Raw genomic sequence first — 22,300 nt, forward strand, 5'->3', positions numbered from 1 at the left:
AATGATATAATAAAAGGGAATGACAAAAACAAATGAGGCAGAGATGAAACTACTTTATACCGATATTCGGACTTCTTTGACAGAAATCCTAACCAAGGAGGCTCAAGGACTAGTTGATCAAGGCAAACGAGTCTTTTATATTGCCCCTAACTCTCTTTCTTTTGAAAAGGAACGCGCCGTGCTTGAGTGCTTGAGTCAGCAGGCTTCTTTTGCTATTACAGTCACGCGCTTTGCTCAAATGGCTCGTTATCTGGTTTTAAACGATATACCAGCGAAGTCTAGTCTCGATGATATCGGTCTTGGTATGGCTTTTTATAAATGTTTATCTGAGATAGATGTTAAGGATTTGCGTGTTTACGGGGCTATTAAGCAAGATCCGCAATTCATCCAACAACTGATTGAAATTTATCATGAAATGACAACTGCGAAGATGAGCTTTTTGGATTTTGAAAGTCTATCTGACGCTGATAAACGTTCTGATTTACTCTTGATTTTTGAAAAGGTAGCAGCCTATCTCAACCAAGGACAAATTTCACAAGGGAGTCAATTATCATATCTGATCAATGCTATCGAAGAAAACAAAGTAAGTAGTGATTTTAGCCAGATTGCCCTAGTTATTGATGGTTTTACTCGTTTCTCTTCAGAAGAAGAACACCTAGTGGATTTATTGCACCGTAAGGGTGTTGAGATTATCATAGGTGTGTATGCGACTAAAAAAGCTTATACAAGTCCATTTACTGAAGGGAATCTCTATCAAGCCAGTGTTGAGTTTTTGCATCATTTAGCCTTTAAATACCAGACTAAGGCAGAAGCTGCGTGTCAAGAACATGGAAAACTTGATGCCTTTGCTAAAGCCTCAAAATTACTGGAAAGTGCTTATGATTATTCCGAAATTAGTTTAGATGTGAATGACGAAGATAGAAAGGACTTGCAAATCTGGTCTTGTCTGACACAAAAAGAAGAGCTGGAGTTAGTTGCTCGAAGTATTCGCCAGAAATTGCACCATGATTCAGAACTTAGTTATAAGAATTTTCGAATCCTGCTAGGAGATGTAGAGTCTTATAAACTGTCCTTGCAGACAATCTTTAATCAGTATCAGATTCCATTTTATCTGGGCAAGAGTGAGTCCATGGCTCATCATCCTTTAACGCAATTTGTAGAATCCATTGGACGTTTGAAACGATACAATTTCCGTCAGGAAGATTTGATTAATCTCCTACGCACTGGTTTGTATACTGACCTTAGTCAAGAGGAAATTGATAACTTTGAACAATATCTCCGTTATCTAGGGATCGATGGACTTTCTAGTTTTAAACAAGAGTTTACAAAGTCACATCATGGAAAATTTGATCTAGAAAAATTAAATGAACTTCGACTTCGTATCATTACACCTTTAGAAAATTTACTAGGAAGTCGCAAGCAAAAGGCTGAAAATATTCTTGCAAAATGGAACAACTTTTTGAAGGAAGCTCATGTGACCAAGCAGTTACAAGTCTTAACAGAAACATTGGAGATATCTGAACAAGACAGACAAGAAGAAGTCTGGAAGGCTTTTTGCCATGTCATGGAGCAATTTGCTACTGTTTTTGAAGGGACTCAGGTTACTTTAGATGATTTCTTGGCTCTACTTCATTCAGGGATGTCCTTATCAAATTATCGTACAATCCCTGCAACGGTAGATACTGTTCTGGTGCAGAGTTATGATTTGATTTCACCGTTGACATCCGATTATATCTATGCGCTTGGTTTAAGTCAGAACAATTTGCCAAAAATCACTCAAAATACCAGTTTGTTGAGTGATGAAGAAAGAGAAACCTTGAATCAAGTGACTCAAGAAGGTTCACAATTGATGATTGCTAGCCAGGAAAATCTTAAAAAGAATCGTTATACTATGCTTTCTCAGGTTAACTCTGCTCGTAAACAGTTAGTTTTGTCAGCTCCAAGTTTGTTCAATGAAGACGAGAGTGAAGAGTCCATTTATTTGAAGGAATTGCAAAACTTAGGTTTTACCAAAATCGAAAAAAGAATCGACAGAAAAAATCTATCGAAAGATGATATTGGTTCTTATCACAGTCTTTTGTCTAGTCTCGTTGCCTATCATCAACAAAGCGAATCCACTTCAAGTGATGAAGACTTAACTTTTGTAAAAGTTCTGGCTCGTGTCATGGGGAAAAAGTTGGAAGACCAAGGTTTAGAAAATCCAGTTTTACCAACAAGTCCTAAAAGCAAAACTTTAGCTAGTGATACACTGGAAGCTTTATATCCTCAGAAGCAAGATTTTTATCTATCAACATCTGGTCTAACAGAATTCTATCGAAATGAATACAGCTATTACCTCCGATATGTATTGGGCCTACAGGAAGAATTGCGATTAAAACCTGACGCTAGAAGTCACGGGAATTTCTTGCATCGTATTTTTGAACGTGCAATGAAACTTCCTGCTGATACATCTTTTGATCGCCGTTTAGAACAGGCCATCTCTGAAACTAGTCAAGAAAGAGACTTTCAAGCCATTTATCAAGAAAGTTTAGAATCTCAATTTGCTAAGGAAGTTCTCTTAGATGTGGCACGCGCTACTGGACATATTCTTCGTCACAATGCTGATGTCGAAACAATTCAAGAGGAGGCTGTTTTTGGTGGCAAGGAACAAGCTTTTGTACAGTTAGATAATGGTCGTAATATTTATGTTCGTGGGAAGGTCGATCGTATTGACCGTTTGAAAACTTCAGATGCTATTGGTGTTGTGGACTACAAATCTTCTCTAACTCAATTTAACTTTCCTCTCTTTTTTAACGGTCTAAACTCACAATTGCCAACATACTTGGCTGCTCTTAAGAAAGAAGGAAATAAAGACTTCTTCGGTGCTATGTACTTAGAAATGTCTGAACCAACTCAGTCATTACAAACTGTTAAAACTCTTTCAAAAGCAGTAACTGAAACCAATAAGAGCATGAAATACCAAGGTCTCTTTCTCGAAAAAGAGATGCAACACCTTGGAGAGTTTTACAATAAAAACAAGACATATCAGTTATCTGATGAAGAATTCCAATTATTACTAGACTATAATGCCCTTATCTACAAAAAGGCAGCAGAGAAGATTTTATCTGGTCAATTTGCTATTAATCCATATACTGAAAACGGTAGAAGCATTGCGCCCTATGTTCAGCAATATCAGTCTATTACAGGTTTTGAAGCTAATTATCATCTAGGTCAGGCTAGATTTTTAGATAAGGTAGCTAAGAGCAATGACAAGGAAGCATGGTTTAATAAAATCAGAGAGGAGTTGGAGCGATGAAATTTTTATCTCAAGAAGAGATTAAAGAGTTACAAATAGCAGAAGCTCAATCTAACAAGAAACCTAAGAAAACAGCTGAACAAATTCAAGCTATTTATAGCTCAGGACAAAATATTCTAGTCTCAGCTTCTGCTGGTTCGGGGAAAACCTTCGTCATGGCTGAACGGATTCTTGACCAGTTAGCGCGTGGCGTAGAAATCCGCCAACTCTTTATCTCTACCTTTACCGTTAAGGCAGCAACCGAGTTAAAAGAACGCTTGGAAAAGAAAATCAGCCAACAGATCCAAGAAACGCAAGATGTGGAACTAAAAAAACATCTTGGTAGACAATTAGCCGATTTACCCAATGCTGCAATTGGAACCATGGACTCATTTACCCAAAAATTCCTGGCCAAGCATGGCTATCTACTAGATCTTGCTCCAAACTTTCGTATCCTTCAGAACGAAAGTGAACAACTTCTCTTAAAAAATGAGGTTTTTCGACAAGTTTTTGAAAGTCATTACCAAGGCCAGGAGAAAGATAATTTTAGTCGATTGGTCAAGAACTTTGCAGGTAGGAGTAAAGATGCGCGTGGACTGCGTAAACAGGTCTATATGATTTATGACTTTTTGCAATCTACTAGCAATCCTCAGGCTTGGCTAAAGGAATCTTTTCTAAAAGGTTTTGAAAAGGCTGATTTTACATTTGCTAAAGAAAACCTTGTAGACGATATAAAGGAGAAACTCTGGGATTTAGAAAGCTTTTTCCGTTACCATTTGGATAATGATGCCAAGGAATTTGGTAAAGCAGCTTATTTAGAATCTGTTCAACAAGTTCTTGATGAAATCGGTTCTTTAACTCATGATTCTACTTTTGAACAATACCAAGAAGTTTTAGAGCGAGTTGTAAATATTTCTAAAGCTAAGAATGGTAAAGCTCTCACAAATGCCAGTCGCAAGGCCGAACTGCAAGACTTGAAAGAAGCTTACAACCAAGATAGAAAATCAAAATTTGAAAAGCTGATTGCACTCAATAATCAAATCACTTTACTAAAATTCCAAGAAGATTATCATCAAGAGTCCTGGGACTTGGCAAAGATATTCCAAGTGTTCATGAGAGATTTTGTTGATGCCTATCGACAACGAAAACGTGAAGAAAATGCCTTCGAATTTGCTGATATTAGTCACTATACCATTGAGATTTTGGAAAACTTCCCTCAGGTTCGACATGAGTATCAGGAACGCTTCCATGAAGTCATGGTTGATGAGTACCAGGATACTAACCACATTCAGGAAAGAATGCTAGAACTCCTCTCAAACGGTCATAATCGTTTTATGGTAGGAGATATTAAGCAGTCTATTTATCGTTTTAGACAGGCAGATCCCCAAATCTTCAATGAAAAATTCCACAGCTTCACTCAAGATGACAAAGAAGGTCAGTTAATTCTGCTTAAAGAAAATTTCCGAAGCAGTTCAGAGGTTCTTGATGCTACGAACGATGTCTTTAAACACCTCATGGACGAGGAAGTTGGAGAGATATCTTATGACGGTATGCACCAGCTTGTTTTTGGAAATACTGATATTCAATCAAATCCAGAAAACAAGGCAGAAGTTCTCTTGTACGATAAGGATGATGATAGCGATTCTGATGATGAGGAGGAACTTGTAACTAACAAACTGACTGGTGAAATGCGGATGGTGCTTAAGGAGATAATTCACCTTCATAATGATAAGGGTGTACCTTTCAAGGACATGGCTCTCTTAACTGCTAGTCGAAGTCGTAATGATCAAGTTCTGCTCGCCTTGTCTGAATATGGTATTCCTGTCAAGACAGACGGTGCTCAAGCAAACTATTTGCAATCCCTAGAAGTCCAGGTGATGTTGGATACTCTTCGTGTCATCCACAACCCTCTTCAAGACTTTGCTTTGGTTTCTCTAATGAAATCTCCGATGTTTAGCTTTGATGAGGATGAATTGGCTCGTCTCGCTCTCCAAAAATCTGAGGATAAAGTTCAAGAGAACTTTTATGAGAAACTAGTCAATGCTCAAGCGAAAACTAGTCTTCATAAGGATTTAATTAAGTCTGAACTTCATAAAAAATTAGAATTTTTCATGGAAACCGTCCAGGCTTGGCGTTTATATTCAAAAACACATTCTCTTTATGATCTCATTTGGAAAATCTATAGCGACCGCTTTTACTATGACTATGTCGGTGCGTTGCCAAATGGACAGGCCAGACAGGCAAATCTCTACGCTCTTGCTCTAAGAGCAGATCAGTTTGAAAAGAGTAATTACAAGGGATTATCCCGTTTTATTCGAATGATTGACCAAGTCTTGGAAGCCCAGCATGACCTTGCCAATGTTGCTGTAGCACCACCAAAGGATGCTGTAGAACTTATGAGTATTCATAAGAGTAAAGGGCTTGAATTTCCTTATGTCTTTATCCTCAATATTGATCAAAAATTCAACAAGAAGGATACTATGTCTGAGGTTATCCTCAGTCGCACAAATGGAATTGGGTTAAATTATGTAGCTAGAGTCGCTACAAATGCAAAAGAGGAATATGTTCCATCTACCATTAAATTATCTATTCCAAGCTTGACATATACTCAAAATGAGGAAGAACTCCAATTAGCAAGTTATTCTGAACTCATGCGTTTGCTCTATGTAGCCATGACACGTGCTGAGAAGAAACTCTATCTAGTCGGAAAAGGATCACGTGAAAAATTAGAGTCTAAAGAATATCCGACAAATGGAAAAGGTCTTTTGACGAGAGAAACTAGACTAGACGCTCAAAATTTCCAGGATTGGATTTGGGCCATCTATCAAGCATTTTTTAAAGAGGATTTACACTTTAGTGTGCGCTTTGAAGGTGAAGAAGACCTAACCAAAGAAGCTATCGGAAAATTGGAACATAAAAGTCAACTTCAAGATTTATCCCAAGCAGACAACCGTCAGTCAGAAACCATCAAAGATGCGTTGGAAATGCTAAAAGAAGTGGAAGTGTATAACGAAATCCACCGTGCAGCAATCAATCTTCCAAGTGTTCAGACACCGAGTCAGATTAAAAAGTTCTATGAACCGGTCATGGATATGGAAGGAGTTGTAGTAGCTGGTCAAAGCAAACCAAAAGAGACTACTGTTCAGTTTGAGCTTCCAGATTTTTCAAAAACTGAAAAAGTTACAGGGGCTGAGATTGGTAGTGCAACTCACGAACTCATGCAGCGAATTAATCTCAATAAGAAACCTACTTTAGAGACTTTGACAGAGGCTTTAGAGCAAGTGCAAGCAAGCCCTGCTGTTAAAGATAAAGTTAATCTAGATAAAATCTTGTCCTTTTTCGATACTCAACTCGGTCAAGAAATTCTTGCAAACCAGGACAAGCTTTATCGTGAACAACCCTTCTCTATGTTAAAAAGAGATGAAAAGAGTCAGGAATACTTTGTTGTCCGTGGTATTTTAGATGGTTATTTACTTTATGATGATAAGATTGTTCTGTTTGACTACAAGACAGACCGATACGATTACGCTAGTCAACTGATTGAACGTTATCGTGGTCAATTAGAATTATATGCTGAGGCTCTATCTCGTTCTTATCAGATAGATAGAATTGAGAAACATCTAATTTTACTTGGCAAGGATACTGTAGAAATAGTCGAGGTTAACTAACCTATTAAAACTATTGCCTTTTTGGCAGTAGTTTTTATTTGTTTTCAGTTATGGTATACTAGTTTCAGAAAAGGATGTAAAAGAATTTATGCCAAAAGAAATCGATATTGAATACTATCATCAATTAGCGCTACAAAAACAAAAGGAACACAGAAAATTTCTAGGAAACTTAAAGAAGAAAGCTCCTAAAAATTTGGATAAGATTGCACTTGAGATACACCAAGAGGTTTTTAAAGAGATTGATTGTACAGCTTGTGCTAACTGTTGTAAAACTCTTGGTCCTGACTTTAAAGAAGCAGATATCACACGCATTGCCAAGTATTTTAAGATGAAACTTCCTGCCTTCGAAGCCGAATTCTTACAAGTTGATGAAGATGGAGATAAGGTTTTTAAATCTATGCCTTGTCCTTTCTTAGGTGGCGATAACCTCTGCTCTATTTACGAGGTCCGCCCAAAAGCTTGTCGAGAATTTCCTCATACTGACCGAAAGAAAATCTACCAAATAAACAATCTTACAATCAAAAATACTCTAACCTGCCCAGCAGCCTATCTTTTTGTTGAGAAGTTAAGGGGCAAAATAGAATAAAAGAAAAAATCTCCACTAGATAGAATTTGGTGGGATTTTTCTTGGATATAGATTATAGATAAAATTTTCTTTAAAGAAGGAATTTATATGATTTGTTGCAATATTAATCTTTTTTATTTATAATAAAGGATGATTTTTTAAGACTATGAGTTTAATTTTGTTAACTGATATTATATTCTAAGTAGGAGTCATTAATTATGAATAAATTATTAAAATTCGGTATAGCATCTCTTTCAGTCTTCGTGTTAAATGCTCATATCCAAACTAATGCTAAAGCAGATGAACAAGTTGGTGCCACTAATAGTGCCATTCTTAAATCTCCAAGTGCAAATTTGAATTCAAACAACTCTGAGAATGCAGTTCCACAGGTAGATAGTGTTTCAGAAACACAAGGGAATGGTTCTAATGAAACAACAAACTCATCAACTTCGACAACTGATAAAAACAATTCAAGTACTGAAGTTTTAGAGAATAACAATATCATTTCTGATGGTGGTCAGGTTAACGTAGAGGGGCAGAATGCTACTGTAAGTGCCGATGGGAAAAGTGTCACTTATAGCTATACAGTTGCTTATCAGCGAATCCATTCTAGTGACCATGGGCAAACAGTAAATGATCTTTTGATTCGAGTTCCAAAGATTAAGGATGCTACAGTTCAATTTACTCTTATTGGTACACGAGACGCACAGGGCAATCCTGTTAATGTTAATGCTCCAATGACAGAGATTAGCTTTGATGATACTGAAAATTATGATCCTGAAACTTTTAATACTCCGACTTCTGAAGAACTTGAAGTTGGAAAAACACCTTACGTAGTCAATACCAGCAACTATGAATATGGCTACATGACAGATGGTAAAGTTAAATCTTATGGTTTGTTTACTAATTTTGATAAGAGTCAAGCATACAAAGTAGAAGTCACAGTTCCAATGGAAGAAGCTAAAAAAATCAAATACTTAGCAATTGACGCTAGAATGGTTTGGAAAGCTAGTCAAGAAGGTGGTGTTAATAGCTATGAAACAGGTTCTCAAAACTTAGAAGAATATTCTAACCATTATTTTGCTGCCGACTTGAATAGTGACGACATTGGTGGTATAGGAAATCCTTCGTTGATTGATGATAGTCATGTAAAGAATGGTCACCTTATAAAGTCAGTTTCAAATCCAAGTACCTATATCACTCCAAATAACGGTGACTGGACAAGGATTCCTGAAGATACCAATATAGATAGATCAACTTTTTTCAATTATGTTGATAAATTTACGTTAAGAGCAAACAAGAAAGTAGTTTATTACGTATCTGAAAAAGAAGATATGGCTGACCAAGATGTTTCAGCTTTCTATACAGGTAATGTTTTGGTAGATTATGTTATCAAAGGAACTGATCAAAAACTTAAAGATACTTATACCAAGCTTTCCTTATCTCCGATTTATGATTCTACGGGAGCGTTAATTTCCTATACAGTTGGGGATGATAAAAATGACCGTCCTGAAACAATAACAGTTGATGGTACAGCTTATAAGTTTGTCGGAATTTCAGCTACATCTGATGCAGAAACTGGCACCCTGAAAGATGGTTCTGTACATATTGTTTACGAATATGAAAAAGAGGCTCAGCCAGCACCTAGTGCAGACCAAACGCAGGAGCCAATTACTGAGACGAGTTCAGACCCCGGACAGATACAGACTTATAGTTCCGAAAAAGCAACAGAAACAGAGTCAAAATCTGTAGCAGAACAAGCACAGTTACCAAATACAGGTGAGACAAATTCTCAATTATTCTTTACTATCGCATCTATTCTAATGGGATTCTTTGGAATTTCACTATTAAAAAAGACACACGATAATAAGTGAGTCTCAATCAAAGAATTAACATGAGTCAACCCTTTGGGGCTGACTTTTTTAATTGAATGATTTGTTAAGTGAAGTCTGAAGCATTTAAAGGGTATTATGCATATTTATTACAAATAACGATTAACAATCTTTTTAAAACCTTAAATTTATCTGAACTTTTTCTTAAAGAAAACTGATATAAGGTATCTTTAAGCGATATTCTGTATAGTTATACCATCACTAAGAAAGGAGTGCCGGTATGAACTATATAGTAATTCCAGCTTATCAACCTGATAATAAACTTATCAAACTCATCGAAAAAATCCATGAAAAGAGTGACTTTCATATTCTAGTTATCGACGACGGGAGTTCATCAAAGTGTCAAAATATCTTTGAAAAAGCTAAGCAATATGCTACGGTACTCCGTCACGAAGTGAATCAAGGTAAAGGGCAAGCGCTTAAAACAGCCTTTTCTTATATCCAAGAACAAAACATTTATGGAACAGTAGTCACAGCAGACGCAGATGGTCAGCATAAGATTTGGGATATTTTCCGTACGTCTAACAAAGCTTCTGAAAATCCTAACAAACTAATCCTAGGAGTTCGGGCCTTCACAGGTAAAGTACCACTTCGTAGCCGTTTCGGAAATAGTCTGACAAAAGCTCTCTTTAAATTACAAACAGGAGTAGGAGTAACAGATACACAAACAGGACTTCGCGCTTTTACAACAAATCTTATACCTTTTATGTTAAAAATAGAAGGAAAAAGGTATGAATACGAAATGAACATGCTTCTGGAAGCAACAAAAGAATATGAAATCTTAGAAGTTCCCATTGAAACTGTCTATATAAATGATAATGAAGGATCTCACTTCCGCCCGATTAGAGATGGGTTAATGATTTATAAAAATATTTTTAAATTTGCCTTATCATCCCTTAGTAGCTTTGTTATTGATTATATCGTCTATGCTCTAGCGATTTTGTTTTTACCAACAGTACCGACGAGTTTCCGTATCTTCCTAGCTAACGGACTAGCCCGTGTGACCAGCTCCATTTTTAACTACTCTACAAATAAGAAACTAGTATTTAAAAACGAGGATAGTCTTGTAAAAACAGGTATGGGATATTTCGGTCTTGCAGTAGGACTCTTTGTTCTAGACACGCTTCTTATTCGTCTATTTTATGCAGTATTTGGAATGAATCTCTTAATCGTTAAGATTATTGTTGGAATTCTTCTCTTTGCTGTTTCTTGGACCATTCAGAAGAAATTCATTTTTAAGGAAAGGACATCAACTGTACTATGAAATTTATAAAAAAACGATATGCTTATGCTTCAGTTGTCGGGTTACTTTTGACAGGATCTTTTAGTTACTCTATGCTAAAGACTTTTGTTCTTGCTGAGACTATTTCGACAGTAGCAACAACTAGCACTAGTACAAATACTGCGACGGCAAGTCAAGCAGCAAAAACAGCAACAGTAACAGACTCAAGTTATAAGGACGATAATATCTCCATTAACTTGTCTGAAACGACAGTTAATAGTACGCAAGTCTACATTGCAGATGTTACAGTAAGCTCATCAGATTATCTGAAAACAGCTTTCGCCCAAAATGCCTTTGGGACCAACGTAACTGCAAAAACTTCTGAAACAGCAGCTGATAACAATGCTATTCTAGCAGTCAACGGAGATTATTACGGTGCAAACTCAACTGGTTATGTTATCCGTAATGGTGTCGTCTATCGTGATACTGTTCGAGAAGATTCAAGCAATGGTGATTTAGCTATCTATAAAGTTGGTTCTTTCAAGATTATCTACGAAGATCAAATTTCAGCTGACCAACTAGTTAAAGATGGTGTTGTCAACCTCTTGGCTTTTTGGTCCTGCTTTAGTTAAAATGGTGAGATTGCAGTAGGAACAAATGAAGAAGTTGGACAAGCTATGGCATCAAATCCTCGTACTGCGATTGGGATTATTGATGAGAACCACTATATTATCGTAGTTTCTGACGGACGTACATCCGAAAGTAAGGGCCTATCCCTATACCAAATGGCTGAAGTCATGAAATCATACGGTGTAAAAACCGCCTACAACCTTGATGGTGGTGGATCATCTACGCTTTACTTCAACGGTCAGGTTATTAACAAGCCAACGACTGGAGGAAACAGAATTTCAGAAAGGGCGGTGAGTGATATTGTCTACATTGGTTATTAATCCTAACAAAAAACGCTTTACAAAAACTGTTGTTTCTTATACATTAATTACGATTTTCTTCTTTGCTTTCTCTAGAATTTATGAATCATTTAGTTTTGGAGAGACATCAGTTCATATGCATTACTTGTTCGCTGTACCTCTGGTGGGTGGGATAATACTAGCAATTTTGCTCAAAGTCCTTCCGTATTTTTCAAGATTAAGCCTTAATTTATGGAACTCAGCAGTAGCAATTGTTACAACAGGAACATTATTCCGTGGGATAGTCAATCTATCTGGTCGTTCAACCACACTTGATTTACCATATTGGTATGTCGGTATTAGTTTTGCGATTTTAGCTATTCTATCTATATTTATAAGTCCGCTTCTAACTAATAAACGTACCAAAGTAATAGAAGGTTAATTCTTAGAATAAAAAAAGTAGTCGTTCAGTAATTTTCGACTACTTTTTGTTGATTTATATTTCTAAAATGTTTTAACAATATTACAACTTTCTTTCTTCTTAAAGATGTTCCTTTTATATTTAAAATTATATTGTATAATAAAATGGATAATTGCAATCTATACAAGTGATAAGCAAGAAATATAGAATATGAAATTTATAAAATTGAAAGGATAAAAATGAAAAAGATATTACTGGCAAGTACAGTTGTTCTTTCCATGGCTGGAATTACAAAAACTACTGTATTCGCTGAGGAAAACCAGGCTACAAATAAAAATCAAACCTCAGAACAGGCTGTAGCTAATGGTATTGAAAAAGAAGATCAAAAGCAAATCAAAAGCCACGATAAGGATAGTAAACAAAGTTCAAAAGAAGAACAAAATAAAGAGTCTTCGCAAACCACGCCGAAGAAGGAAACGTCTGAGAAAAAGGAAAACACTTCAACAGAAGCAGTTATTGAGGAAGTCAACAAAGAAGGTTGGCAAAAAGAAAATGGCCAATGGCGTTATTATGAGAATAAAAAAGCTGTCACAAATTGGAAGAAAATAGCAGGTCGCTGGTACTATTTTAACCAGGATGGTGTCATGCTTAGTGATACTGTTTATGATGGCTACCTCTTAAATAAAAGTGGTGCTATGGTTGAGGATTCTTGGGTAAAAATAGATGATAAATGGTATTACGCTACAGACTCAGGGAAAATTATCCGAAATAAGTGGGAAAAAATCAACGGTTCTTGGTATCGCTTCGATGAATCGGGTGCCATGTTAAGTAATACCGTATACAATGACTACCTTCTTCAGACTAGTGGAGCAATGCATGAAAAGGGTTGGGTGAAGATGGATGAGAAGTGGTATTATGCTACTGATTCTGGAAAAATCATCCGCAATAAATGGGAAAAAATCAATGGTTCTTGGTATCGTTTTGATGAATCTGGCACCATGTTAAGTAAAACTTTTTATAATGACTACCTTCTCAAAACTAGCGGCGCTATGGCTGAAAAGGATTGGGTGAAGATGGATGAGAAGTGGTATTTTGCTACTGATTCCGGAAAAATCATCCGCAATAAATGGGAAAAAATCAATGGCACTTGGTATGTATTTGATAAAGACGGAATCATGTTGAGTAGTCAATGGAAAGATAAATACTATCTAAAAGATAGTGGTGCCATGGCTCAAAGTGAATGGTATTTTGATAAGAAGTACAATAGTTGGTTTTACTTAAAATCTGATGGTGCTTATGCTGAAAATCAGTGGCAAGGTTCTTACTATCTCAAATCGTATGGCTATATGGCCAAGAATGAATGGATCTTTGATAAGAGTTACAATGCCTGGTACTATCTAAAAGAAGACGGAGTTTATGCTACTGGAACTCTGAAAATCAATGGTAAAAATTACAGCTTCGAAAATAATGGGAAATGGATTTCTAATCCATCTAGTTACTATAAAGTAAAACCGATAACTGCGTATGTCTATGATGCTTCTGGTGCTAGATTAAGTTATATTTCGCAAGGTACTATTGTTGCTGTTTCTGACGCTGCGTCTCAAGGTGACAGACTACCGGTAAAAATCTCTGGACTCACAGGTTATATGAACAAGAGTGATTTAGTAGCTGTTAACACTAGCGATGAATTTATCCCTCATTATACGAGTGATGGTCGTTATCTTTATCACGAATTATCACCTTATACAAGTATTAAAGTTGCCCCTCATAGTTCATCGATGGCAATTGGTACAAAATACTATTCAGCAGATGGTATTAACTTTGATAACTTTAAAGTGGAGAATCCATTCCTCTATAGAGATCTAAGAAAACCTACCAATTATACTGCAGAAGAATTGAATAAGGTTTATTCTCTTATGAATATTCAGGGTAGCCGCCTTGCAGGAAAAGGAGAGGTCTTTAAAGAAGCGGAAAAACGCTATCAGGTAAATGCACTTTACCTTATGGCTCACAGTGCTTTAGAAAGTGCATGGGGACGCAGTCAGATTGCTAAGGACAAGAATAATTTCTTTGGGATTGCAGCCTACGATACAACACCATATGATTCTGCAAAGAGTTTTGACAATGTTGATAAGGGAATCTTGGGTGCCGCCAAATGGATTCGAGAAAATTATATTGATGAAGGCAGAACCTATCTTGGAAATAAATCATCAGGTATGAACGTTCTTTACGCTTCAGATCCATATTGGGGTGAAAAGATAGCAAGTATCATGATGACTATCAATAGTAAACTTGGTGAAAAAGATTAAGATTCTTTAATATCGATAACTATAAAAGGTTATCGATTTTTATTTTTACATATCATGCCATATGGATAGAAAAAAGGATTTACTGTTTAAAAGTAAATCCTTTTTAAAACCTTATTTTACATTAGTCATTTTTTGACTTATGCAAGAATGCTACTAGGATGATTGAAGAAATTAACGTTACAAAACCAATGATTGTAACCAATGTTCCTTTACCTTCACCAGTATTTGGAAGACCTTGTTTGTCTTCTGTTGTTGTTACTGTAGATTTAGGTTCTTCTCCAGTAGTTGTAGTAGTAGTTGAAGTCGTAGGAGCTTCAGTTGTAGTAGTTGAAGTCGTAGGAGCTTCAGTTGTAGTAGTTGAAGTCGTAGGAGCTTCAGTTGTAGTAGTTGAAGTCGTAGGAGCTTCAGTTGTCGTAGTAGTTGTAGTCGTTGTAGTTGTAGTAGTTGTTGTAGTTGTTGTAGTTGTTTCCTCTTTTGGATTTACAATTGTTTTCGTCACTGAATGATCTGCACCAAAATCTTCAACATTAACCTCTGTAACTGCGTCTTTAATAACGTGACCAGAAGGAGCTTCAATTTCAGTTAAGATATACTTATCTTTTAACAATTTGTTAACTGCAATGTTACCATTTTCATCTGACTCAAACTCACCAATAACTTGATTGTTTGCTTGGCGAACAACTCTAAACTTAGCACCTTTAAGAGGTTGATTTGCATCGTCTACTTTATGAATATTGATTGAGTATACATAACCAACACCAGAACCACCAGCGACTTGAACTGCAGCAACGTTAGTTACATCTTTGCTCTCAATCTCTTTACCTTTAAGAGTTGCCTCATTTTTCAAAAGTTCACCATCTACAGGTTCATAATTCAAATGTACGTTATAATCGATACGATATTGATCTTGATCAGTAATATCACCTAAATCAATAACAAATGATTGTCCATCTTCACTGATTGTTATCTTGTGTTGATCAGTTACGTCGACGCGATTAGAGAATACCCACTCACCAGTTTCGTAAGAAAACTTACCTTTGATAACTTTGATACTATCTTTTACATAGGATGCATTCGTAAATCTCAAGTGATCTTCAATTGTTACACCCTTGATATTTTGTTTGTTACGATTGACAGAAATTGTGTATTGAACTTCTTTATGATTTCCGCTATTAACCCAGCTAGTCTTTGTTAAAAGTCTTGGGTTACCGTCCCCGATACCTTTAAATGTTACTTTACCAGCTACTTTTGTTACTGAGTTCACTGTTACTTCAATTGGAATTTCTCCTTGTTGAGGGTGTTTTTTGAAGTCAATACGTGCATAGAAGAAGAAAGACCCGTTTGTATCAGAGTGCGTTTCAACATAATTTGTATACGTTAATGTTAATTTTTTGTTCGTAGCATCAACCGTAGCATGAGCAATGACTTCGTTAGTATTGATATCACGAATTTCAAAACTATCCGAAGTAATCATTAATGCATCTGGTACAGTAACTACTGTTTGATCGCCAGCTTTAACATTTTTTCCTGCTAAATCATATGTAGCATTAATACGGAAAGTAGCCCATTGTGCTAGATCCCAATCTAGATTGCCACCTTCATTATTTGTTACGTTCACAACCGTGATTGTATCTGCGAATTTACCAGTTACTGAAACTTCAGGAGTTTCAGCAAAAGTTTTATTCAAACTAAAAACAAAAATAGTTGTCAGGACGCAAATCAAAAACGAGAAAATACTAAACTTTTTCTTATTGCTCATTGTGTTATACCTTCTAATTGAATTATTCAAAAATTAAAATAAACGAATTGATGATATAGGTTAATTTTGCAGACAAATCTTAATAAAGCCTCCCCCTAGTCTAATACTAAAACTCCCCTATACTGTGAATTATATCACATTGAAAAAGGGACGGCAATGTTAAAGGTATCAAATTAATATTAAAATGTGAATTTTTCGAAATATTAGAAGTTTTATGTTTTTAATAACATAAAAAGATAGAATAACCGCTTACATCTTTTATTTTACAGGAAAAATAAAATAGGAAATTTACCTAAAATCCTAGTCAAATATTTCAAGGAGATTACAAGATTTAATATATTTTTTTGTAGGATGATTTTATAAATTTTTTTCAATTTTCACAGATTATTTCTCGATTTTTAAATTATTAGTCTATTTATAACATCAGTCATTGCATAAGTGTATTTGGTTATTCTTGTTCTTTATGCTATACTTTGAAATGTGTAAATTATCGAAAGAAGGATATAAAACGGATGAGCTACAATTTTTTACTTTTCGACCTCGACCATACTTTACTTGATTTTGATGCTGCCGAAGATGTAGCATTGACACAACTTCTGAAAGAAGAAGGAGTTGCTGATATTCAGGCATATAAGGATTATTATATACCTATGAATAAAACCCTCTGGAAGGACTTAGAGCAGAAAAAAATTACAAAACAAGAATTAGTCAATACTCGTTTCTCTAGATTGTTTGAACATTTCGGAATTGAGCAAGATGGTACCTATTTAGCAAATCGCTACCAGTTTTATTTAGCACAACAGGGCCAAATTTTTTCTGGCGCTATGGAACTTTTAGATAATCTGATTGATCGTGGCTATGAACTTTACGCTGCCACAAATGGGATAACTACCATTCAGACAGGGCGCTTAACTCAATCAGGACTAGCTCCTTATTTCAATCAAGTATTTATATCAGAACAGTTGCAAACACAAAAACCTGACGCTCTTTTCTACGAAAAAATTGGACAGCAAATAACAGGTTTTTGCAAAGAAAATACCGTGATGATTGGTGATTCTTTGACAGCGGATATCCAGGGTGGCAATAACGCTGGTATTGATACTATCTGGTACAATCCGCATAATCTGGAAAATAAAACGCAAGCTAAACCAATCTATGAAGTTCATTCTTATCAAGAGTTACTGGATTGTTTAGATTCGATTTAATACTTTGTCTAAAAGGTTATTTTATGGAAAATAAAGTGATTAAAGAGATTGATAACTTGCTAAGTCTCATTGAACAGTATCAGTTAAAAGGTGTACACCCTCAAGTGAATACCTTAAAGGAATTGCAGTACTCCTTAAATCATCATATAAAATTAAGTACTCGAGAAAAGATAAACATCCACAATGCGCTTTTTATACCTAGGGGGGGATTATCCGAACTTTATTATATGGATGTAAATGTGGTTCAAATGAGGTTTGTTAATGAACAACTTTCGCATGCGTTTGACACAATAGGAAAGTTTTTAATTGATTGATCGATTCCTTTCTTTCAAAAAACAATGGTTTGCGACGAGAAATGGCATTAATAACTGTAAAAAGTGGTTTAGATAGCCACTTTTTGCTATAATAGAGGCAGTAAAAACGAAGGAATAGATAACGATGTTAAGGGCAGAACTTTCTCTTTATGAACCATTGTATACACTAAAGGAAGTTGATCAAAATATCTGGATAGTAGATGGTGATTTAATTCAAATGGACATGAAAATCTTCAAACTTCCATTTCAGACACGTATGACGGTGATTAAGTTAAATGATTGCAAACTTTGGATTCATTCTCCTATTGCGCCAAATGAGCAACTCTTTACCGAACTGGATGCTTTGGGCAAAGTTGCTTACCTGATTTCACCAAATAAAATCCACTACGCCTATATTGCAGATTGGAAGGAAAGATATCCTCATGCGCAAGCGTGGTCTAGTCCAGGAGTTGAAGAGAGAGCAAAAAGTCAGAAAGTCAAGGTTGTATTTGATGCTGCCTTAACAGATAATGCTCCTGACTTATGGTCTGATGAGATTGATCAACTCATTTTTAAGGGAAGTTCAGTCATCGAAGAGGTGGTGTTTTTTCATAAATCAACTAAAACACTGATTGTAACAGACCTCATAGAGAATTTTGAACCGGAAAAGATAGCTAGTCCAATCCGCAGAAGATTCTATCGTTTAGCTCGTGTAACATCCCCTGATGGACAAACTCCTATCGATTATCGGATGACTTTTTTAGGAAGACAAAGGGAAGCAAAAATGTCTTTTTCCCGTATGTTAAACTGGAAACCGGATAAGATCATACTTGCACATGGTTTATGCCTTTTTAAAAATGGTACGGATGAATTAAGACGTGCTTTTCGATGGATACGGTAAAGGAGAGAAAGCTATGGAACACTCATCCTGGCACAGGTTTATAAAAGAGCAATTACCTGAGGGATATTTTGGGAAAATTAATCACTTTATGGAACAGGTCTATGCTCATGGGACTGTTTATCCGCCCAAGGAAAAGGTTTTTCAGGCTCTTTTGACGACTCCTCTGGAAGAGGTTAAGGTAGTGATTCTGGGGCAGGATCCCTATCATGGACCTGGTCAAGCTCAGGGATTGAGTTTTTCAGTTCCTGATTCGATCCCAGCACCTCCTTCCTTGCAAAATATTCTAAAAGAACTGTCAGACGATATCGGAGTTAAGAAATCGCATGATTTGACAGCGTGGGCTGAGCAGGGAGTCTTACTCCTTAATGCATGTTTAACAGTGCCAGCAGGCCAAGCAAATGGGCATGCTGGTCAGATTTGGGAACCATTTACAGATGCTGTTATTAAGGTCGTCAATAACCTAGATAGACCCGTAGTTTTTGTACTTTGGGGAGCCTACGCCCGTAAGAAGAAGTCCTTGGTTACCAATCCTCAGCATTTGATTATCGAGTCAGCCCATCCAAGTCCTCTTTCTGTTTACAGAGGATTTTGGGGTTCCAAGCCTTTTTCTAAGGCCAATGCATTCTTAAAAGAAACAGGACAAGAGCCAATCGATTGGCTTAGATAAGGAGAGAATATGCCTCAGTTAGCGACAATTTGCTACATTGATAACGGAAAAGAATTACTCATGCTCCATCGCAATAAAAAACCGAATGATGTTCATGAAGGAAAATGGATCGGTGTAGGTGGAAAGTTAGAACGCGGTGAAACTCCACAAGAATGTGCCACCCGTGAAATTTTAGAAGAAACAGGGTTGAAGGCTAAGCCGGTTTTAAAGGGAGTTATCACTTTTCCCGAATTCACTCCAGATTTAGACTGGTACACCTATGTATTTAAGGTGACTGAGTTTGAGGGTGAGTTAATTGACTGTAATGAGGGGACGCTAGAATGGGTTCCTTATGATGAAGTTCTGAGCAAGCCGACCTGGGAAGGAGATCATACCTTTGTCGAGTGGCTCTTAGAGGATAAACCCTTCTTTTCAGCCAAGTTTGTCTATGATGGTGATAAATTATTGGATACACAAGTGGATTTCTACGAGTAAAGGAGTATAGATATGTTACTAATCAAAAATGGCCGTGTAATGGATCCAAAGTCTGGTTTGGATCAAGTTTGTGATGTTTTGGTTGATGAAGGGAAAATCATACAAATTGCTCCTGAAATCCAGGTTGAAGGAGCTCAAGTGATTGATGCAACTGGTCTTGTAGTTGCGCCTGGATTGGTAGATATCCATGTTCATTTTCGTGAACCAGGTCAAACACATAAAGAAGACATTCATACAGGTGCTTTAGCAGCTGCAGCAGGTGGTTTTACAACTGTCGTTATGATGGCTAATACCAATCCAACTATCTCAGATGTTAAGACTTTAGAGGAAGTTCTTCAATCTGCAGCTAAGGAAAAGATTAACGTTAAGTCTGTGGCTACAATTACCAAAAACTTTAATGGTCAAGACTTAACTGATTTTAAAGCCCTTTTAGAAGCAGGGGCAGTTGGTTTTTCTGATGACGGGATTCCTCTTGAAAGTAGTAAAGTTGTCAAGGAAGCCATGGAAGAAGCGAAAAAACTAAATACTTTTATTAGTCTTCATGAAGAAGATCCTGGCTTGAATGGTACGCTTGGTTTTAACGAGAATATCGCTAAAGAGCATTTTCATATTTGCGGTGCAACAGGAGTTGCAGAGTACGCTATGATTGCTCGTGATGTCATGATTGCCTATGCAACCAAGGCTCATGTTCATATTCAGCATTTGTCTAAGGAAGAAAGTGTCAAGGTTGTGGAGTTTGCTCAAGGCTTAGGAGCCAACGTAACCGCAGAAGTAGCTCCACAGCATTTTTCGAAGACTGAAGCTCTTCTTTTAACTAAGGGAAGTAACGCTAAGATGAATCCACCTCTACGTCTGGAATCTGACCGACGTGCTGTTATTGAAGGTTTAAAATCTGGAGTCATTTCTGTCATTGCTACTGACCACGCGCCTCACCATGCTGATGAGAAAAATGTTGAGGATATTACCAAAGCGCCATCAGGTATGACAGGTTTGGAAACTTCTTTATCACTCGGTTTAACCTATTTGGTGGAACCTGGCGAGTTAAGTTTAATGCAATTGCTAGAAAAAATGTCCTACAACCCAGCAAAACTTTATAACTTTGAAGCAGGTTATTTATCAGAAAACGGTCCAGCTGATATTACAATTTTTGATGATAAAGCGGACCGAATCGTGGATAGTCATTTTGCTTCTAAAGCAGCGAATTCACCATTTATCGGTGAATCTTTGAAAGGGCAGGTCAAATACACCATCTGTAATGGACAGATTGTCTATAAGAATTAGGTGAAATCTGGTCTTTCGAATCATTAATTAGAGAGACGATATGTACCCAACCCATCATTTTAAAGACAAATTTATCTTATTTCTTAAGATTTTCTTTCCAATTCTAGTCTATCAATTTGCCAATTATTCCGCTTCTTTTGTCGATACGACCATGACTGGCCAGTATAATACCATAGATTTGGCTGGGGTATCAATGGCAACAAGTCTATGGAATCCCTTTTTTACCTTCCTAACTGGTATTGTATCAGCCTTGGTACCTATAGTTGGGCATCATTTGGGTCGAGGAAAGAAAAATGAAGTGGCTTCTGATTTTTATCAATTTCTTTATCTTTCACTTGGTTTATCAATTGTTCTATTTGCATTAGTTTTTCTTGCTGCGCCATTAATTCTAAACAATATGGGTTTGGAAACAGCAGTAGCAGATATAGCAATACGCTATCTATGGTTTTTAGCAATCGGGATTATTCCACTTTTACTTTTTAGTGTAATTCGATCACTGTTGGATGCGCTGGGACTGACCAAACTATCCATGTATTTAATGCTTTTATTGTTACCTTTAAATAGTGGTTTTAACTATTTACTAATTTATGGAGCCTTTGGTTTACCTGAGTTAGGAGGTGCTGGAGCAGGTCTTGGTACATCTTTAGCTTATTGGGCATTGCTGGGGATTTCCATACTAGTCCTTCTTAAACAGGAAAAATTGAAAGAACTGCATTTAGAGAAACGATTACCCTTAGACGGCGATAAAATAAAAGAAGCAATCAAATTAGGATTACCAATAGGTGGAACTGTATTTGCAGAAGTTGCTATTTTTTCAGCCGTTGGCTTGATTATGGCAAAATTTTCATCGTTGATTATCGCTAGCCATCAGTCCGCTATGAACTTTTCGTCACTCATGTATGCTTTTCCGATGAGTATTTCAACAGCGATGGCGATTGTTGTTTCTTACGAAGTTGGAGCCAAACGTCTAGAGGACGCTAAGAAATACATTAAAATTGGACGACTATCAGCTATGGCATTCGCAATTTTAACGCTTTCCTTTCTGTATGTTTTTAGAGAAAATGTTGCCAGTCTATATGGTCATGATCCAGAGTTTATTCAATTAACTGCAAGTTTTATGACCTATAGCTTGTTTTTCCAGTTAGCTGATACATTTGCGGCACCATTACAAGGGATTTTACGAGGCTACAAAGATACTGTCATACCTTTCTACCTTGGTCTCCTTGGATACTGGGGAGTTGCTATACCTCTTGGTTTGTTTCTAGATTATTCAACAAATCTCGATGCTTATTCATATTGGATAGGTCTTATCGTAAGTTTAGTTGTCAGTGGATTACTCTATCAGTGGCGTTTACAAGTTATTATGAAAAGATTCAAATAATTTGTTGAAAATATCCTTGAAAATCACTTTGTGAAATAGTCATTTTATGTAAAGAAAAGTCAATGAAATCAAGACTTTTC

The 22,300-nt window shown here is 36.5% G+C and carries 15 protein-coding genes and 1 pseudogene; 15 read left to right on the plus strand and 1 reads right to left on the minus strand.

Annotated features, from left to right (window positions below):
• Positions 1 to 43: 43 nt before the first annotated feature.
• From rexB to HMPREF1481_RS04230, 8 genes and pseudogenes are all read left to right on the plus strand, one after another.
• Positions 44 to 3,295 (plus strand): ATP-dependent nuclease subunit B, encoded by a 3,252-nt coding sequence (rexB, locus tag HMPREF1481_RS04195; protein ID WP_016465814.1) that lies wholly within the window; start codon positions 44 to 46, stop codon positions 3,293 to 3,295.
• Entirely contained in the window at positions 3,292 to 6,942 is a 3,651-nt protein-coding gene (addA, locus tag HMPREF1481_RS04200) for a helicase-exonuclease AddAB subunit AddA (protein ID WP_016465815.1), read from the plus strand. The genes rexB and addA overlap by 4 nt, the downstream gene beginning before the upstream one ends.
• Positions 6,943 to 7,030: 88 nt before the next feature.
• Entirely contained in the window at positions 7,031 to 7,528 is a 498-nt protein-coding gene (locus HMPREF1481_RS04205; RefSeq protein WP_016465816.1) for a YkgJ family cysteine cluster protein, read from the plus strand.
• Between the two features lie 197 nt (positions 7,529 to 7,725).
• Positions 7,726 to 9,381 carry an LPXTG cell wall anchor domain-containing protein gene (locus HMPREF1481_RS04210; protein ID WP_016465817.1) on the plus strand — a complete coding sequence of 552 codons (1,656 nt, stop codon included), beginning with the start codon at positions 7,726 to 7,728 and terminating at the stop codon, positions 9,379 to 9,381.
• Between the two features lie 238 nt (positions 9,382 to 9,619).
• Positions 9,620 to 10,663 carry a bifunctional glycosyltransferase family 2/GtrA family protein gene (locus HMPREF1481_RS04215; RefSeq protein ID WP_016465818.1) on the plus strand — a complete coding sequence of 348 codons (1,044 nt, stop codon included), beginning with the start codon at positions 9,620 to 9,622 and terminating at the stop codon, positions 10,661 to 10,663.
• A pseudogene (locus tag HMPREF1481_RS10520) lies at positions 10,660 to 11,571 on the plus strand (phosphodiester glycosidase family protein). Before HMPREF1481_RS04215 ends, HMPREF1481_RS10520 begins: the two are co-directional and overlap by 4 nt.
• Positions 11,546 to 11,971, plus strand: coding sequence for a hypothetical protein (locus tag HMPREF1481_RS04225; protein ID WP_016465821.1), 426 nt, complete (start codon positions 11,546 to 11,548; stop codon positions 11,969 to 11,971). Before HMPREF1481_RS10520 ends, HMPREF1481_RS04225 begins: the two are co-directional and overlap by 26 nt.
• Before the next feature lie 218 nt (positions 11,972 to 12,189).
• Positions 12,190 to 14,259 carry a glucosaminidase domain-containing protein gene (locus HMPREF1481_RS04230; RefSeq protein ID WP_016465822.1) on the plus strand — a complete coding sequence of 690 codons (2,070 nt, stop codon included), beginning with the start codon at positions 12,190 to 12,192 and terminating at the stop codon, positions 14,257 to 14,259.
• A gap of 121 nt (positions 14,260 to 14,380) precedes the next feature.
• Here HMPREF1481_RS04230 and HMPREF1481_RS04235 read toward each other — a convergent pair whose 3' ends face one another.
• Positions 14,381 to 16,018 carry an Ig-like domain-containing protein gene (locus tag HMPREF1481_RS04235; RefSeq protein WP_016465823.1) on the minus strand — a complete coding sequence of 546 codons (1,638 nt, stop codon included), beginning with the start codon at positions 16,016 to 16,018 and terminating at the stop codon, positions 14,381 to 14,383.
• Between the two features lie 512 nt (positions 16,019 to 16,530).
• Here HMPREF1481_RS04235 and HMPREF1481_RS04240 point away from each other — a divergent pair.
• The 7 genes from HMPREF1481_RS04240 (at position 16,531) to HMPREF1481_RS04270 (ending at position 22,220) form a co-directional block, all read left to right on the plus strand.
• Positions 16,531 to 17,223: a YjjG family noncanonical pyrimidine nucleotidase gene (locus HMPREF1481_RS04240; RefSeq protein ID WP_016465824.1), complete on the plus strand. Its 693-nt coding sequence runs from the start codon at positions 16,531 to 16,533 to the stop codon at positions 17,221 to 17,223.
• Between the two features lie 23 nt (positions 17,224 to 17,246).
• Entirely contained in the window at positions 17,247 to 17,537 is a 291-nt protein-coding gene (locus HMPREF1481_RS04245; protein ID WP_016465825.1) for a hypothetical protein, read from the plus strand.
• Between the two features lie 124 nt (positions 17,538 to 17,661).
• Positions 17,662 to 18,417, plus strand: coding sequence for a DUF4336 domain-containing protein (locus HMPREF1481_RS04250; protein ID WP_016465826.1), 756 nt, complete (start codon positions 17,662 to 17,664; stop codon positions 18,415 to 18,417).
• A 13-nt stretch (positions 18,418 to 18,430) separates the two neighbouring features.
• Positions 18,431 to 19,084 carry a uracil-DNA glycosylase gene (locus tag HMPREF1481_RS04255; RefSeq protein ID WP_016465827.1) on the plus strand — a complete coding sequence of 218 codons (654 nt, stop codon included), beginning with the start codon at positions 18,431 to 18,433 and terminating at the stop codon, positions 19,082 to 19,084.
• Between the two features lie 9 nt (positions 19,085 to 19,093).
• Positions 19,094 to 19,558 carry an NUDIX hydrolase gene (locus HMPREF1481_RS04260; RefSeq protein ID WP_016465828.1) on the plus strand — a complete coding sequence of 155 codons (465 nt, stop codon included), beginning with the start codon at positions 19,094 to 19,096 and terminating at the stop codon, positions 19,556 to 19,558.
• A gap of 12 nt (positions 19,559 to 19,570) precedes the next feature.
• The gene (locus HMPREF1481_RS04265; protein WP_016465829.1) at positions 19,571 to 20,839 is read left to right on the plus strand and encodes a dihydroorotase; all 1,269 of its coding nucleotides are present in this window, start codon (positions 19,571 to 19,573) and stop codon (positions 20,837 to 20,839) included.
• A gap of 40 nt (positions 20,840 to 20,879) precedes the next feature.
• Positions 20,880 to 22,220 (plus strand): MATE family efflux transporter, encoded by a 1,341-nt coding sequence (locus HMPREF1481_RS04270; protein WP_016465830.1) that lies wholly within the window; start codon positions 20,880 to 20,882, stop codon positions 22,218 to 22,220.
• Positions 22,221 to 22,300: the final 80 nt, after the last annotated feature.

Origin of the sequence: Streptococcus sp. HPH0090 (assembly GCF_000411475.1) — a bacterium.
Lineage (GTDB): Bacteria > Bacillota > Bacilli > Lactobacillales > Streptococcaceae > Streptococcus.

Excerpts from the sequence above, each read along its gene's own strand:
- HMPREF1481_RS04255 (WP_016465827.1), top strand. The coding sequence starts at position 18,431 with ATGGAACACTCATCCTGGCACAGGTTTATAAAAGAGCAATTACCTGAG.
- HMPREF1481_RS04235 (WP_016465823.1), bottom strand. The coding sequence starts at position 16,018 with ATGAGCAATAAGAAAAAGTTTAGTATTTTCTCGTTTTTGATTTGCGTC.
- HMPREF1481_RS04210 (WP_016465817.1), top strand. The coding sequence starts at position 7,726 with ATGAATAAATTATTAAAATTCGGTATAGCATCTCTTTCAGTCTTCGTG.
- HMPREF1481_RS04205 (WP_016465816.1), top strand. The coding sequence starts at position 7,031 with ATGCCAAAAGAAATCGATATTGAATACTATCATCAATTAGCGCTACAA.
- addA (WP_016465815.1), top strand. The coding sequence starts at position 3,292 with ATGAAATTTTTATCTCAAGAAGAGATTAAAGAGTTACAAATAGCAGAA.
- rexB (WP_016465814.1), top strand. The coding sequence starts at position 44 with ATGAAACTACTTTATACCGATATTCGGACTTCTTTGACAGAAATCCTA.
- HMPREF1481_RS04245 (WP_016465825.1), top strand. The coding sequence starts at position 17,247 with ATGGAAAATAAAGTGATTAAAGAGATTGATAACTTGCTAAGTCTCATT.
- HMPREF1481_RS04260 (WP_016465828.1), top strand. The coding sequence starts at position 19,094 with ATGCCTCAGTTAGCGACAATTTGCTACATTGATAACGGAAAAGAATTA.
- HMPREF1481_RS04250 (WP_016465826.1), top strand. The coding sequence starts at position 17,662 with ATGTTAAGGGCAGAACTTTCTCTTTATGAACCATTGTATACACTAAAG.
- HMPREF1481_RS04265 (WP_016465829.1), top strand. The coding sequence starts at position 19,571 with ATGTTACTAATCAAAAATGGCCGTGTAATGGATCCAAAGTCTGGTTTG.
- HMPREF1481_RS04240 (WP_016465824.1), top strand. The coding sequence starts at position 16,531 with ATGAGCTACAATTTTTTACTTTTCGACCTCGACCATACTTTACTTGAT.
- HMPREF1481_RS04230 (WP_016465822.1), top strand. The coding sequence starts at position 12,190 with ATGAAAAAGATATTACTGGCAAGTACAGTTGTTCTTTCCATGGCTGGA.
- HMPREF1481_RS04215 (WP_016465818.1), top strand. The coding sequence starts at position 9,620 with ATGAACTATATAGTAATTCCAGCTTATCAACCTGATAATAAACTTATC.
- HMPREF1481_RS04270 (WP_016465830.1), top strand. The coding sequence starts at position 20,880 with ATGTACCCAACCCATCATTTTAAAGACAAATTTATCTTATTTCTTAAG.